11 protein-coding genes are annotated in these 14,458 nt (G+C 44.6%); 6 read left to right on the top strand and 5 right to left on the bottom strand.

What is annotated here, in order from left to right:
• Nucleotides 1-3 precede the first annotated feature (3 nt).
• Entirely contained in the window at nucleotides 4-1,101 is a 1,098-nt protein-coding gene (gene cax, locus CHRO_RS15690) for a calcium/proton exchanger (RefSeq protein WP_015155212.1), read from the bottom strand.
• A 550-nt stretch (nucleotides 1,102-1,651) separates the two neighbouring features.
• Here cax and CHRO_RS15685 point away from each other — a divergent pair.
• On the top strand, nucleotides 1,652-4,366 hold the full coding sequence (locus CHRO_RS15685) for a DUF3536 domain-containing protein (protein WP_015155211.1): 2,715 nt from the start codon (nucleotides 1,652-1,654) through the stop codon (nucleotides 4,364-4,366).
• A gap of 168 nt (nucleotides 4,367-4,534) precedes the next feature.
• A complete protein-coding gene (bchH, locus tag CHRO_RS15680; RefSeq protein ID WP_015155210.1) occupies nucleotides 4,535-8,341 on the top strand; it encodes a magnesium chelatase subunit H in 3,807 nt (1,268 codons plus the stop codon).
• A gap of 79 nt (nucleotides 8,342-8,420) precedes the next feature.
• Here the strand turns inward: bchH and CHRO_RS15675 are convergent, their stop codons facing one another.
• Nucleotides 8,421-8,909 carry a protein tyrosine phosphatase family protein gene (locus CHRO_RS15675; RefSeq protein WP_219335935.1) on the bottom strand — a complete coding sequence of 163 codons (489 nt, stop codon included), beginning with the start codon at nucleotides 8,907-8,909 and terminating at the stop codon, nucleotides 8,421-8,423.
• 95 nt (nucleotides 8,910-9,004) lie between these two features.
• Complete coding sequence (locus CHRO_RS15670) at nucleotides 9,005-9,448, bottom strand: DUF6220 domain-containing protein (RefSeq protein WP_015155208.1); 444 nt, start codon at nucleotides 9,446-9,448, stop codon at nucleotides 9,005-9,007.
• A gap of 116 nt (nucleotides 9,449-9,564) precedes the next feature.
• Between CHRO_RS15670 and CHRO_RS15665 the strand changes: the two genes are divergently transcribed.
• Nucleotides 9,565-10,275 (top strand): LuxR C-terminal-related transcriptional regulator, encoded by a 711-nt coding sequence (locus CHRO_RS15665; protein ID WP_041462499.1) that lies wholly within the window; start codon nucleotides 9,565-9,567, stop codon nucleotides 10,273-10,275.
• Between the two features lie 11 nt (nucleotides 10,276-10,286).
• Here CHRO_RS15665 and CHRO_RS15660 read toward each other — a convergent pair whose 3' ends face one another.
• A complete protein-coding gene (locus tag CHRO_RS15660; RefSeq protein WP_015155206.1) occupies nucleotides 10,287-11,063 on the bottom strand; it encodes a class II aldolase/adducin family protein in 777 nt (258 codons plus the stop codon).
• 236 nt (nucleotides 11,064-11,299) lie between these two features.
• On the opposite strand from CHRO_RS15660, the gene CHRO_RS15655 reads away from it, so the two are divergent.
• Together CHRO_RS15655 and CHRO_RS15650 are read left to right on the top strand one after the other, a co-directional pair.
• Nucleotides 11,300-12,880 (top strand): ArnT family glycosyltransferase, encoded by a 1,581-nt coding sequence (locus CHRO_RS15655; protein ID WP_015155205.1) that lies wholly within the window; start codon nucleotides 11,300-11,302, stop codon nucleotides 12,878-12,880.
• Between the two features lie 200 nt (nucleotides 12,881-13,080).
• On the top strand, nucleotides 13,081-13,644 hold the full coding sequence (locus CHRO_RS15650) for a zinc ribbon domain-containing protein (RefSeq protein ID WP_015155204.1): 564 nt from the start codon (nucleotides 13,081-13,083) through the stop codon (nucleotides 13,642-13,644).
• A gap of 70 nt (nucleotides 13,645-13,714) precedes the next feature.
• Here the strand turns inward: CHRO_RS15650 and CHRO_RS15645 are convergent, their stop codons facing one another.
• Nucleotides 13,715-14,242 carry a DUF3172 domain-containing protein gene (locus tag CHRO_RS15645; RefSeq protein ID WP_015155203.1) on the bottom strand — a complete coding sequence of 176 codons (528 nt, stop codon included), beginning with the start codon at nucleotides 14,240-14,242 and terminating at the stop codon, nucleotides 13,715-13,717.
• On the opposite strand from CHRO_RS15645, the gene CHRO_RS32345 reads away from it, so the two are divergent.
• Entirely contained in the window at nucleotides 14,187-14,357 is a 171-nt protein-coding gene (locus tag CHRO_RS32345; RefSeq protein WP_181824180.1) for a hypothetical protein, read from the top strand. The two genes, CHRO_RS15645 and CHRO_RS32345, sit on opposite strands and share 56 nt — an antisense overlap.
• The last annotated feature ends 101 nt before the right edge of the window (nucleotides 14,358-14,458 follow it).

Raw genomic sequence — 14,458 nt, 5'->3', positions numbered from 1 at the left:
GGATTATCCGATACCGTCAATTACGGGGTGGAAATAAAACGCCAACCCCAACACTGCATATGCAGCTAACAGCAATGTACCCTCTAACCAGTTCGAGCGACCATCGGAACTAATAGAATTTGCAATTAATACCGATACTGCTACTGCTACCAGTTCAAACGGATTGAAGTTGAGATCCATTGGCTGTCCCAACACCCAGCCAGTTATTACCAGTACGGGAGCGACAAATAACGCAATCTGCAAGCTCGATCCCAAAGCCACGGATACCGAAAGATCCATTTTGTTTTTCATCGCCACGGTGACGGCTGTAGCGTGTTCTGCGGCATTACCGATAATTGGGACTAGAACCACCCCTGTAAACAAAGCTGTTAAACCTAGCTGGGATGTCGCAACTTCTAAAGCATCAACTAGCAATTCTGATTCCACTGCCACGAGAATCGTCGCCCCTAATAATACTCCCACCCATACCCACAACTTAGATTTTGCCTCTTCTGCATCATCTTCACTTGGTTCGGCTGCTGCTACTCCGGCATCGTAGAGATAGACATGAGTTTTCATCGAAAACACCAATGTCATTATGTACACTGCCATCAAGACGATCGCGATCGCAATGGAAAGATGTTGAATTGTAGCTTCGCTAATCCCGCTAGAGGTAAAGTCTACAGCCGTGGGGATCAAAATGGCGATCGCGGCTAAATTCATCAAAGAAGCATTCACCCGCGCTACCACAGGCTGAAACTCCTGTTCTTTGTAACGCAACCCTCCCAGCAGCATCGATAAACCCATCACCAGCAGCAAGTTACCGATAATCGATCCTGTGATGCTGGCTTTCACCACATCAACCAATCCAGCATTGAGCGCCACGATCGCGATAATTAACTCAGTGGCATTACCAAAAGTCGCATTCAACAACCCGCCTAAAGTTGGACCCACAACTACTGCAAGTTCTTCAGTTGCACTTCCCATCCAAGCCGCCAGCGGTAGAATAGCCAACCCTGCCGTAATAAATACTGTCAACTCTCCCCACTCTAGTATGTGAGCGGCGATCGATACTGGGACAAATAGCAGCAAGACGGAGAATAGAATATTTTTTCCTGACATTAGCAGATTAATTATCGGTACAACCGATTTTAGGCGAAGGTTGTTGGTTGTTGACAATAAACCCTGTAAGGGCGGGTTTTGCGCGCAGATTTTTGGTTATAGACGTGACTCTTTGCTAAACTCGCCCCGACAAAATCTGAACTTGTACGGGCGGTTTTGTAAGTAGATTGCTGGTTATAGGCGTGAATTTGTTGTTAAACCCGCCCCTACGACAACTGATAACTGATTTGTAACCAATCGTGTAGATTCGTGAACCGATCCCCAAAGCTAGTTGCAAAAATATTAAGCCAATCTTAAATAAACCTAAACTTGCAGTTTAATAAGATCGAGTGCGATCTCATGCTGAGGAGCAAGGTCAAGCTAGGGTGCGACTGACTTCAACATCTGCCATCAGTTACGATTTACCGCCCAGCTATCTCGATCTCTGCTTCATTTGAGTTTTAATCTAGAGTCTTAAGCACGTTATTTCACATAGCTACTCCTTTGAGCAATGTAGGGTAGCAGATTGTAGAGCTTGTAAAAATTAATTTGTAATTTGGATATAACTTTCATGACCTCTGCTGCCGATCTTCCAGCTGCTGAATCAAATTTTCCGCTCGATCGCGATGCCAAGCATCAAGTAAGTCTCAATCCCCTGCAAACGGCTACAGGTGTATACGTGACCGTTCACGGTCATTTCTATCAGCCACCTCGCGAGAATCCTTACTTAGATGCGATCGAGCGTCAGCCTAGTGCTGCACCCGCTCACGACTGGAACGAACGCATCCACCATGAATGCTATCGTCCAAATGCTTTTGCCAGGGTATTGAACGATCGCGGTGAAGTTTTGGGGATCGTTAACAACTACGAGTATTTCAGCTTCAATTTCGGTTCTACGCTGCTGTCGTGGTTAGAGCGTTACGATTTGGAGGTGTATCAGCGGATAATTGAAGCAGACCGCAATAGTTGCGCTCGTCTTAACGGTCACGGTAATGCGATCGCTCAAGTTTACAATCACATCATTCTACCTCTAGCTAACGAACGAGACAAATACACTCAAATTCGCTGGGGTATAGAAGATTTTCGCTCCCGGTTTGGACGCGCTCCCGAAGGCATGTGGTTGGCGGAAACTGCGGTAGACTATCCCACCTTAGAGGCTTTGGTAGCAGAGGGAATTCGCTTCATTATTCTCGCTCCCTCCCAAGCCCAGCGCTGTCGAACGATCCCCACAGACGAACAGCCAGTAACTCAGTGGCACGAAGTTGGGGGTAGCCAGATCGATCCCACTCGTCCCTATCGTTGCTATTTGAAATCGTCAAATGTAGAGACGTTACATGTAACGTCTCTACAAGAAACCCCATACATAGATATCTTCTTCTACGATGGTCCAATTTCGCGGGATATGGGTTTTAGCGATGCACTCAGCAATTCCCATCAGTTTATCGGACGGATGGGACTGGCAATTCGCGGGGATCGCCGTCCCGCACAGTTAATTTCTGTTGCTACAGATGGTGAAACTTTCGGACATCACAAAGGTGGTACGGAAAAAACCTTCGCCTATGCCTTTACAGAAGAATTTCCCCGCCGAGGTTGGACGGTAACGAACTACGCCCATTATCTCAGCCTCGATCCGCCAACTTGGGAAGTAGAACTCAAGCCCGTCACTGCTTGGAGTTGTTCGCATGGTGTAGACCGCTGGCAAGATGATTGTGGTTGCGGTGGTGGTGGTGAGTGGCATCAAAAATGGCGGCGACCCCTACGCAACGCCCTTGATTGGCTGCGCGAGCGCTTAATTGATGTTTACGAAACTGCTGCTAAAAGTTTATTCTGCGATCCCTGGTTAGCACGGGATGAATATATTCAAGTCATTCGCGATCGCTCGGTGGCTAACGTTCAACGCTTCCTCTCTCGCCATCAATCCCATTCGCTGACGGACTCAGAACGAGTCGATGCTCTGCGGTTATTGGAGATGCAGCGCCATGCCTTGTTAATGTATACGAGTTGCGGTTGGTTCTTTGAAGAAATTTCCCGTCCCGAAGGCACGCAAATTTTGCGTTATGCTGCTAGAGCTTTGGAACTTGCCGAAGATGTGGCAGGCGTGCAACTGGAAAAAGAATTTATCAACCATCTCAGCCTTGCCCCTAGTAATGTCGAGTTTTTCGGTCATGGGGCGGAAGTCTACCGTCAACTGGTGCTAACTGCCCAGGTTAACTTTCAGCAAATTGCCGCTCAATATGCCATTACGTCCTTATTTAGGAAACAGGAAATCGGCTCTAACGGTCAACGGTCAACGGTCAACAGTCAGTTGGAGCGCTTTTCTACAACTCACTGCCTGCTTCCTACTCCGCATATCTATTGCTATACAGTCAATCAGCTAGACTACCAATGGCAGCGCGTCGGTACGCTGACTCTAGCCGTAGGGCAATTGGAACTCACGTCAGAAATTACCTGGGAGAAGGAGGAGTTGGTGTTTGCCGTGTTGCATCTCGGTGGCTGGGATTTTCATTGCTGCATTCAGCCATTTACAGGGCGGCGATCGTACAACCAGATGAAAGAGCAAGTGTTTGAGTCTTTGCAACAAGCTAGCGCTGCCCATGCGATTCAGAAGCTGATTCAAATATTTGGCGATCGCTCGTTCAATTTGCAAGATTTAATTGCAGAAGAACGTCACCGGATCGTCCAGATGTTAAGTCAGGAAAGCTTGACACGGTTAGATTTGCTCTACACCCAAGTTTACCGCGATAATTATGGGGTACTCATGGCTTACCACCGCGATTACTTACCCGTACCCCAAGAATTGCAAGTTGCGGCTGAGATTGCTTTGGGTAGTCGCTGTTTAGATTTGGTGCGATCGCTATGTGAAGAAATTGGGGATCGCGACACTTGGGAACACTGGGCAGAATTAGAAGCAGTCGCTACAGAAGCTAACTTGTTACGCTGTCAGTTGAAGTTACCAGAAGTTAAACAGAGTCTAGAACAGCTGATGCTGCGATCGCTCTGGCAACTATTACACGGTAATGTTGCTGTAGAGGACATTCAAAAAATCGAGCGTTCAATCGATATCGGTTGTCAGCTCAATCTCGGTTTATCATTGGCGCGCGTCCAAGAAGTTTACTGCCGCTGTCTGCACAGTCAAATTATCCCGCAGTGTCTCCAAACTCTTGACGGTGACACAGAAAGTCGAAATGGCGATCGTCTTTGGGATCTGACTCAACTGCGCTATCTATTGAGGTTGGGGCAGAAATTATCTGTAGATGTTGGCGGCTGGTTGGATCGAATTGGGTAGTGGCGAGATTGAGATAAGATGGCATACATTGGTAGGGGCGCACAGCTGTGCGCCCCTACTACAGGTCTTGTATCTCATCCGGTTGAAAATCACGATCGAAGATCGCATCTCTACCCAGGCAAGAAATTTCTCCTTAAGATCGAAGTAGAAATTTCTTGACATCTGGGCATGAAGCGCATAGTACTGATCGCTGGGTTTGAATCTTTCAACGCTGACTTGTACCGCCAAGCGGCAGATTTGGCACGTTCCCGCTGCCCAGAATTAGAAATTTGCGTATTTAGCGATCGCGATATTTCTACCAAACCTACAGAAATAGAGGCTGCACTCGATAACGCTGATGTTTTCTTCGGTAGCTTGCTATTTGACTACGATCAAGTTTTGTGGTTGCGCGATCGCCTCACCGCGATCCCAATTCGCTTGGTATTTGAGTCAGCCTTGGAATTAATGAGTTTAACCAAACTCGGTGCATTTGCGATCGGTGACAAACCCAAAGGAATGCCCAAGCCAGTTAAATTTATTCTGGATAAATTTAGTCAAGGACGAGAAGAAGACCGACTCGCAGGATATATCAGCTTTTTAAAAGTGGGACCAAAACTATTAAAATACGTCCCAGTTCAAAAAGTGCAAGACTTACGCAACTGGCTAATTATCTACGGCTATTGGAATGCAGGAGGCGCGGATAATGTTGCGGCACTATTTTGGACGCTAGCCGAAAAATATTTAGGGTTAAGAATAGGCGATATTCCTCCCCCGATCGAAACACCCAATATGGGGTTATTACACCCCGATTATTCAGGATTTTTCACCTCACCCCGCGAATATATAAATTGGTATCAAAAATGTAGAGAGGTTACATGTAACCTCTCTACACAACCAATTGTTGGAATTCTACTCTACCGCAAACACGTCATCACCAAACAACCTTATATTCCCCAATTAATTCGCTATTTTGAACGGGCAGGATTAATCCCTTTACCAATTTTTATTAACGGTGTAGAAGGACACGTTGCAGTCAGAGATTGGATGACGACAACTTATGAAACCGCACAAAGACAGCTAGGAAATGTCGAAACTCCTTCTTTATCGAGTGAAGCTGTTACAGTCGATGCAATCGTTTCTACTATTGGCTTTCCTTTGGTAGGTGGTCCGGCGGGTTCGATGGAAGCTGGACGACAGGTAGAAGTTGCTACGCGCATTCTCAGCGCCAAGAACGTACCCTATATCGTTGCTGCACCACTCTTAATTCAAGACATCCATTCTTGGACGCGCCAAGGAATCGGGGGCTTGCAAAGTGTCGTATTATATGCACTACCAGAACTCGACGGCGCGATCGATACCGTGCCTTTGGGTGGCTTGGTGGGAGAAAAGATCTATCTGATCCCCGAACGAGTCCAGCGTTTGGTAGCAAGGTTGCACAAATGGATTGTTTTGCGTCAGAAACCTGCGGCTGAAAGGAAAATAGCTATTATTCTCTATGGTTTTCCCCCTGGTTACGGAGCTACAGGGACGGCAGCCTTATTAAATGTACCGCGATCGCTGCTGAAATTACTTCAAACTTTAAAAGATCGAGGCTATACCGTTGGAGACTTACCGGAAGACGGGGAAGAATTGATCCGGTGGGTAAAACAGGCAGATGAAAATATTCCTGTAGGGGCGCACAGCCGTGCGCCCCTACAATCTATCGTTCCAACCGATGCGCCCCTACAAAATACCGTTCCCACGCAGAGGTTAGAAAAATGGCTTGGTTACTTGCAAACATCTCGAATTGAGAAACATTGGAAATCTCTGTCCGGTAGCGGTATTAAAACTTACGGTGATGAGTTACTTGTGGGTGGAGTACAGTTAGGTAATGTTTGGATTGGCGTACAACCGCCTTTAGGTATTCCTGGCGATCCGATGCGGTTGATGTTCGATCGCGATTTAACTCCCCATCCTCAATATGCAGCTTACTACAAATGGTTGCAACAAGAATTTCAAGCAGATGCAGTGATTCATTTTGGAATGCACGGGACGGTGGAATGGTTGCCTGGTTCTCCTTTGGGAAACACAGGCTATTCTTGGTCGGATATTTTGTTAGGAAATCTGCCCAATTTGTATATCTATGCTGCGAATAATCCCTCTGAGTCAATTTTGGCAAAGCGGCGAGGATACGGTACGATTATTTCTCATAACGTTCCTCCTTACGGTCGGGCAGGCTTATACAAAGAGTTAGTAGCATTGCGCGATTTAATTGCTGAATATCGTGAAGATCCAGAGAAGAACTATGCTTTGAAAGAAGCAATTTGTAAGAAAATTGTAGATACGGGAATTAATACAGATTGTCCCTTGGCAGAAGCAAAGCATTTAGGGATTGCTTTTACTCCTGAGAACGCCCGGTTATTTAGTAAAGTCGTCTTCGATCGCTATTTATTACAGGTATACGAGTATCTACAAGTATTAGAAAATCGCCTGTTTTCCAGCGGCTTACACGTTTTAGGAAAACCTCCAGATGCGGAACAATTAGCAAGTTATCTGCAAGCATATTTTGGCGAAGAATTATCAGCAGATGTGGTAGACGCGATCGCAAATGGGAAAATTGTAGGGGCGGGTTTAGCCCAAGATTCACAGCCAAAACGAGACGGCTTTCCTCAAAACCCGCCCGTCAATGCGATCGCACAATTAGAAGAAGCGTTACAAATCCGCGATTTATTGATGCAAACGGATGAGGAATTAACCAATTTACTACGCGGACTCAATGGTGAGTACATCCCTCCTGCACCTGGAGGCGATCTGTTGCGGGATGGTATGGGTGTGTTACCTACAGGACGCAACATTCACGCTTTAGATCCCTACAGAATGCCTTCACCTGCGGCATATGAAAGAGGAAAGGCGATCGCGCAAAATATTATCAGCCAACATCTACAAGAACATGGGGCATATCCCGAAACCGTGGCGGTGATGTTATGGGGACTGGATGCAATTAAAACGCGGGGCGAGTCTTTAGGAATTTTACTGGAATTAGTCGGCGCGGAACCCATCAAGGAAGGTACGGGGCGAATCGTTCGTTATGGATTGAAGCCGCTTGCCCAAGTGGGACATCCTCGAATTGACGTGTTAGGAAATCTTTCCGGCATATTTCGCGATAGCTTTGTCAACATTATCGAATTACTCGACGATCTATTCCAACGGGCGGCTATGGCTGAGGAATCGGAAACAGAAAATTTCATCCGCAAGCACTATTTAGCCTTACAAGCGCAGGGCGTAGAAAATCCGTCGGCGCGGCTATTTTCCAATCCAGCAGGCGATTTCGGTTCGATGGTGAACGAACGAGTCACGGATGGAAATTGGGAATCGGGGGATGAGTTAGGCAATACTTGGCGCGATCGCAATGTATTTAGTTATGGTAGACAAGATAAGGGACGGGCTAGACCGGAAGTCTTGACGCAATTATTGCAAAAGTGCGATCGCATCGTTCAAGAAATCGATTCTGTCGAATACGGTCTGACGGATATTCAAGAATACTATGCTAATACGGGTGGTTTGAAAAAGGCAGCGGAAAAGCAGCGAGGGAAAAAAGTAACTGCGAGTTTTGTCGAAAGTTTTTCTCAGGATACGACACCGCGTAATTTGGACGATTTACTCAGAATGGAATACCGCACCAAATTACTCAATCCGAAATGGGCGGAGGCAATGGTAAATCAAGGTTCGGGAGGTGCGTTTGAAATTTCTCAGCGCATGACAGCTTTAATTGGTTGGGGCGGGACTGCCGATTTTACCGATGATTGGGTCTATGACCAAGCCGCAGATACTTACGTTCTTGACGCAGAGATGGCAGAAAAGTTACGCAAGGCAAATCCCGAAGCTTTTCGTAATATTGTTGGTAGAGCGATCGAAGCACACGGACGCGGTTTTTGGAATGCAGATCCTGAAAAGTTAGAAAAGTTGCGTCAGATGTATGAAATGACCGAAAATGAATTGGAAGGAGTGAACAGTTAGTAGAATTTGTAGGGGCAGGTTTTGTTGAAGATCCCTGTACCATCGCCAATCATTTTGCGGTGCAGCTACCAACCACCTATTACCCATTACCCATGACCTCTTTCATAAGTCGCTGCCAAGTATCATCAGGAACCCAAAGTTTGTGTAAGTCTTTTTGTGCTTCTTCTTCATCTATGTTTTGATAAATTCGTCGATAGAGATACATAAATGCAGAAACGCGAAAGTTACCCGCACAGTGGACAAAAACAGGGCGATCGCTATTAGCTTGCATGACTTGAGCAAAGCGATCGAAGTCTTCTAAAGTTGGTTTATTCCAAATGACGGGAATGTGAACGTACTCCATACCCAGAGACTCCACAAATGCTGCTTCGTTCGGTAATGTAGTTTCAAATTTTTCGAGTGGAGCAAGATTAATTAGCACTTGATAACCCGCTTCTTTAATTGCTGCTATTTGTGACTCAGTTGGTTGTCCTGATGTAGCAATTAAATCTGAAATTTGGAGATAATTAAAAATATCTTCAAGTTTCTTGCCCATGACATTCACACCTAAGTTTGTACTAACAACCATTTTCAGAAGACTGTAAATAGTCTTTACTGGATTTGTTATTCTCATATGTTCTAGAACATGTCTATTTAAGTTACGAACACTCGTGAAGGTAGTCATTAATCATGTGTCAAAGCAGTCTCTTCCACATTAGACTTAGTCGATAAAATGCGCCAAACATGATGAACTAAGGTTGTGGATGCAGAAAATAACGCGAATCCAAACAAGGGATGAAGTACACCTAAAGGTAAGGGTGACTTCAGATGAATCGTGAGAAATTGTAACCCCAGCAATATTGGCATACTTGTTGTCAAACTCCGCACTCGACGCGGATATGGAATTAGGTACACCCACACCAATAAAACTAAAGACAATCCACTGTAACCACGCACCAGCCAAACATGAACATTCCACCATTGAGGATTGTAAAAGTAGGCAAGTCCAACGGTTAACACTTGGATAGTCAGGCAAAGGTTGAAAAGTACTGCTACTATGTAAAAACCCATTTGAGTCCAGCGCCGAGATGCTGTCGGTGCAAAGTTGAAGTTAGAACTTAATGCCATGCTAAAGTTTTCTCTGAGGGTGAATTGACAAAAGATTGACTGTCACTGAAGTTAAGATAATATTGCTCTCCCAATTGCATCTAGTCCTCGATCGGGTACAGTTTGCACTCACAATGATGAGAGATTCTTTACAATCTTTATTGACGGCGATCGCTCAGGCGCAAAATCTTCCAGAAGTACACCAGCGTGTCATGGTAACAGTCAGCGAGTACTTTGCAGCCCGCCGCTGTAGGCTATTTTTCTTTGATGAACTTTCCTCTGTCGATCCCAAGTGGCAAGGTATTCTCAAATTCGCTACATCGGTAGAATACAATCCAGTTTTACGCTACTTGGTCGAACACCACGCACCCGTACATGAAGCATTAGTCGTGTCACCTAAAGCCTGGAGAGCAATTTGTCCCCGCGCCGATCATTGGCATGTCATGACAGGACCAATTGTCTGCAACAGCCAGCTAGTGGGTGGAATTGGATTGACTCGCGAACGGGGCAATCTTGCCTTTACCACTCAAGATTTAACCGATCTGGGTGCAATTTGTTTGCATTTATCTACTCGCATGGCAACAATGCGATCGCCTTCTGTTAGCTGCCATTTAGAGATAGATCGATCTAAATCCAGCGCTGACAATTCTCTTCGTCTTACGCCGCGTGAAATTCAAATAGCCGATTTAGTGGCTCAAGGATTGACAAATGCCGAAATTGGCACGCAACTTTGGATTACTGAAAATTCTGTCAAACAAGCGCTCAAACGTATATTTCGCAAATTGAATGTCTCATCCCGCGCTCAAATGGTGGCACAATTACAAAATGCCCTATCTAGGGCATTCTGATGGCTGAGTTGCTAGTCATCAAGCGAGTCGGGTTCTTGCTGCACAATTCTGTCATACAGCGGTTGAAAGCTAAACCAGCCGATATGGTGAGAACCTACTTGGCTGTGGGCAGTACTTGCTTGTTGAGGATCGATGACGCGAGGCATACCAGCGGCTTCTGCCATGAGTTGCGCTTGACAGGAACGATCCATTGTAATGAACCACCAAGCTGCTTCGTCTACTGTTTCTCCTACAGTCAGTAGACCGTGATTTCTCAGAATAATGGCTTTGTTTTGTCCTAGAGTTTGGGCAATGCGTTTGCCTTCGGCTGGATCGAGTACGACTCCGGTATAGTCGTCAAATAAGCTGTGGTCTTGGTAGAAAGCACAAGCATCCTGAGTGAGGGGATCGAGGAGGCGACCGAGGCTAGACCAGCTTTTACCGTAGAGAGAGTGGGCGTGGGCAGCGGCGACGATATCGGGACGGGCGGCGTGAATTTGAGAATGGATGGCGAAGGCGGCTGCGTTAACTGGTTTGTTGCCTTCTACAACTTCACCTTTGTCGTTGACGAGAATCAAATCTCGCGCGCGAATCTGTCCGAAGTGCATTCCAAAGGGATTGACCCAAAAGCAATTGCGGTATTCAGGATCGCGGACTGTGATGTGTCCGGCGATACCCTCATCAAAGCCGTAGCGAGAGAAGAGGCGGAAAGCAACCGCTAAGCGTTGTTTGCGATCGCGACGTTCTTCTGCAACTGTGGCAAAAGTTCGCGGTACTGGCATCTGAGGAATTGATGTGGATACTGTCATGCGATCGCCTCCTTTATTTATAGCCATACCCGCACAAATTAACTAACTCTATTTTACCGTTCAGAAACAATTTATTAGTGTATTTCTCAATCTTTTGTATAGAAAATTACAGAGATTTTAAACCTACATGGGATATTTTTGATCTAACTTTTTTGGAAAAGTATTAGCTTTGATTGTTCCTTGTAATTCGAGCTCGGCTATTTTTTCGACTAAATCTTATTAATTTCAGAATGAATATGAGATTAAAGCAAGTCAAACAGATAGATTTATTAGTTTGTATAGGCTTTACGATTTTAGTTTTTCTCTTACGGTTGCCAGCCTTCTTTGAGTTTGGGATCAACAACAACGGTGATGAAGGTTTGTACTTTTTGATAGCCAGAGATTTTCTGGCGGGTAAACTTCCTTATACAGAAATTTGGGACAACAAACCCATTGGGATATACCTAATTTATTGTCTGGGTATAATTCTATTCGGCAATTCAGTTTTTTCAACAGCTATTACGGCTTGTTTGGCTGTTGCACTGACCTGCTTTCTCTTATATAAGTTTGGTACATTACTGAGTAACGGTCAGCGTCAACTTGGATTAATAGCAGGTTTGCTTTACGCTACTTTTTCAACAGGGAACGATGAACTTGCCGCTAATACAGAAATATTTTTTGCCGTTTTTACCACATTCTCATTTTACCAGTTATTTCAAATAAATACTGAGGGTTCAGTGCGCCGCAATTTCCTACGGCTATTTACTATTGGTTTGGCAATGGGAATAGCACTATCAATTAAGCAAGTCGTGATATTTGAGTTCATTGCTATTGTAATTTTAACGGCGATCGCTTTGCGGTTTTTGCCACCAAAAACTAAAAAGTATCGATTCAAACACCTTTGGCGAAGCTACGTGTTTCTGCTTTCTGGTTTTATCCTTCCTACTATCTTAATCGCAGTTTATTTTTGGATTAACGGTCACTTCAACGATTATGTATCTGCTAATTTCACAGCTAACTTATTGCGTGTCACTGGGGAGAGAGTGACATTGGCAAGCTTGGCATCGGGATTGACAATTCAAATTAAGAGGAACTTATTTCTATTATTGGGTTTATTCGCGACACCTCTTTATATGAGAACAATTGGTAGACATAATTTAGGCGAGAATAAAAAGCTAGTTTATATACTTGTGTGGATATTTGCAGCCATTCTTGGTGTTTCTTCTCCTAAAAGCTTTTATGCAAACTATTTTATTCAAGTTTTACCTTCTTTGGCTTTGCTCAATGCTTATTTAATTAACAATATAGTTTTAAAAATTAATAAATTTACGAATTTTAAAAACATTCTTTTATTGACTTTCATCTTAGTAACGCCGATATTTAATAATTTATATCCTCAAATTCAACTCAGCGGAAAGTATATATACTTTCGCGGTATTAAAGGAATAGAAGATTGGGGAAATACTCCCTCTGCAATTGCTCGATACTTGAATCAAAGAGTGAGTTCTACAGATTATATATATGTCTTTAACTATCACGCAGTAATTTACTGCTTAGTACCAGCTCAAGTACCAACTAGATATGCGTTTCCTCTATTTATCACCACAAAACTAGCAAAAATCACCGATCGAGATCCGGCTAGAGAGCTAGATACAATTATGGCAAAAAAACCACTTTATGCGATCGTGTCTAGCGATCGCACTGAAAATAAAAATATTTTAGATAGAATGAAAAACTATCTTCGACAAAACTACAAGCTGGAAAAAACTTTTGTGGATCTAGAAAGGGAAATTCCAGGAAGAGAAAGATTACAGATTCAGCTCTATAGAAGAGTGTAGCGAGAAGAGAATTCAAAAGTCAAAAGTCAAAAGTCAAAATTGGGACAAGGGAAACACAATCAAGTCACGAGTCACGAGTCACGAGTAATGCCCTCTACTCCCTGCTCCCTGTTAACTGATAAATGTTAAGCGATCGCTCTTTAACTGCAAGAAGATTAGATAATAATAGTAATTAGGAATTAATCAGTAAAGAGGTTCTCATGGCTTACGTATGCGAGATTGGCACGGGTCAAAGAGCCTACCTCGACAATCAAGGTAAGCAAACAATTGTGACTACTGCTAGTAGTAGCCTCGGACAGCAGCAACAATCGAGTCAAAGTTTTGTGACGGGAAGTTGGACAGCATCCCCAGAATCATTCCGAAATGCTAGCGGTGTAGTCGTCAAAATTACGACTAGTCAGGGACAATACTTTATCCAAATCCAGGGTAATAGTATGGGCATGATGGCTGAATCTCCTTCACTTCAAGGCGCTCAACAAATTCAACTACAGCAGGTCGATTATATTCCTACCTCATTGATGCCACCGATGGAGCCGATGAAACCGATGGAGCCAATGGAGCCGATGAAACCGATGGAGCCAATGAAGCCTATGAAAATGGGTGACATGGAAATGAGTATGAATCCAATGCAAATGCGCATGGGTAACATGGAACTGCGCATGGATAAAGCAGTCTCAGGTACGCACCGCTTTTGCAGTCAGTGCGGTACGGAAGTCAGTCCGAGCGATCGCTTCTGTTCTGCTTGCGGACATCGCTTGCAGTAATTCATTAGTTTTAGGGGGCGTACAGCTAGCTGTACGCCCCCATAAATACCTGATTAGCCTTTTTTAGCTTTTAGAATTGTTCGGTCTGACCAGGCGTACCGCCAGATTGCGTCAGATAGAAATTCTTGGCTCCGTCATTTTGATAAACGCAATTAATTTCTGGAGAAGTGCCTAAATCTCCCGTAAAACCAAACGTATTCATTCGGTTTTTGCAATCTCGCACTTGTTCGTTAGTCACTAATTTACGGTCTTCTAAAAGATTCCAGCTGTTGGTTCTCAGCACGCAACCTGGGCGCATACTAGGCTGAGATACATACACGTTGAAGGGGTTGAGAGAAACAAATAGTCTAGTATCCATGACCATTGCACTAGCGCCATACTGCACGCACAGATCGGCATTAGGTGCGGCGCGATCGATAAACTCGCGAGAGGCAACGTTTCGAGTATCGGTAATTGTCGTGGAACTAAAAGCAATGCCAATACCAATTCCTAAGATCAACACAGCCGCCAGTACCATAACCGAAAGGTAATTAAAGGCAGTTTTGACTGGTGAAGACTTCGGAGCAGGTGCAGTTCTAGTAGTAGCTTTACGTCTCATCGTTGATAGGGGTGTAGGGTGTAGGGATAAGAAAGACTTAGGGACGAGGGAGACAAGGGAGACAAGGGGGACAAGGGGGACAAGGGGGACAAGGGGGACAAGGAAGAAATTCTAGCCACTAGCCACTAGTCACTAGTCACTCTCTTTCCCAGCTTCCCGATCCCTGATTTTTCATAAAATTAAGAAGTATGAATTCGTAGTTCGGACTCAAAGTAA

Origin of the sequence: Chroococcidiopsis thermalis PCC 7203, from assembly GCF_000317125.1 — a bacterium.
GTDB lineage: Bacteria > Cyanobacteriota > Cyanobacteriia > Cyanobacteriales > Chroococcidiopsidaceae > Chroococcidiopsis > Chroococcidiopsis thermalis.
This window is presented reverse-complemented; position numbering and strand designations above follow the sequence as displayed.

Bases quoted from the DNA above. Each gene is read 5' to 3' on its own strand.
- cax (WP_015155212.1), bottom strand. From the start codon at position 1,101: ATGTCAGGAAAAAATATTCTATTCTCCGTCTTGCTGCTATTTGTCCCA.
- CHRO_RS15685 (WP_015155211.1), top strand. From the start codon at position 1,652: ATGACCTCTGCTGCCGATCTTCCAGCTGCTGAATCAAATTTTCCGCTC.
- bchH (WP_015155210.1), top strand. From the start codon at position 4,535: ATGAAGCGCATAGTACTGATCGCTGGGTTTGAATCTTTCAACGCTGAC.
- CHRO_RS15675 (WP_219335935.1), bottom strand. From the start codon at position 8,909: ATGGTTGTTAGTACAAACTTAGGTGTGAATGTCATGGGCAAGAAACTT.
- CHRO_RS15670 (WP_015155208.1), bottom strand. From the start codon at position 9,448: ATGGCATTAAGTTCTAACTTCAACTTTGCACCGACAGCATCTCGGCGC.
- CHRO_RS15665 (WP_041462499.1), top strand. From the start codon at position 9,565: ATGAGAGATTCTTTACAATCTTTATTGACGGCGATCGCTCAGGCGCAA.
- CHRO_RS15660 (WP_015155206.1), bottom strand. From the start codon at position 11,063: ATGACAGTATCCACATCAATTCCTCAGATGCCAGTACCGCGAACTTTT.
- CHRO_RS15655 (WP_015155205.1), top strand. From the start codon at position 11,300: ATGAGATTAAAGCAAGTCAAACAGATAGATTTATTAGTTTGTATAGGC.
- CHRO_RS15650 (WP_015155204.1), top strand. From the start codon at position 13,081: ATGGCTTACGTATGCGAGATTGGCACGGGTCAAAGAGCCTACCTCGAC.
- CHRO_RS15645 (WP_015155203.1), bottom strand. From the start codon at position 14,242: ATGAGACGTAAAGCTACTACTAGAACTGCACCTGCTCCGAAGTCTTCA.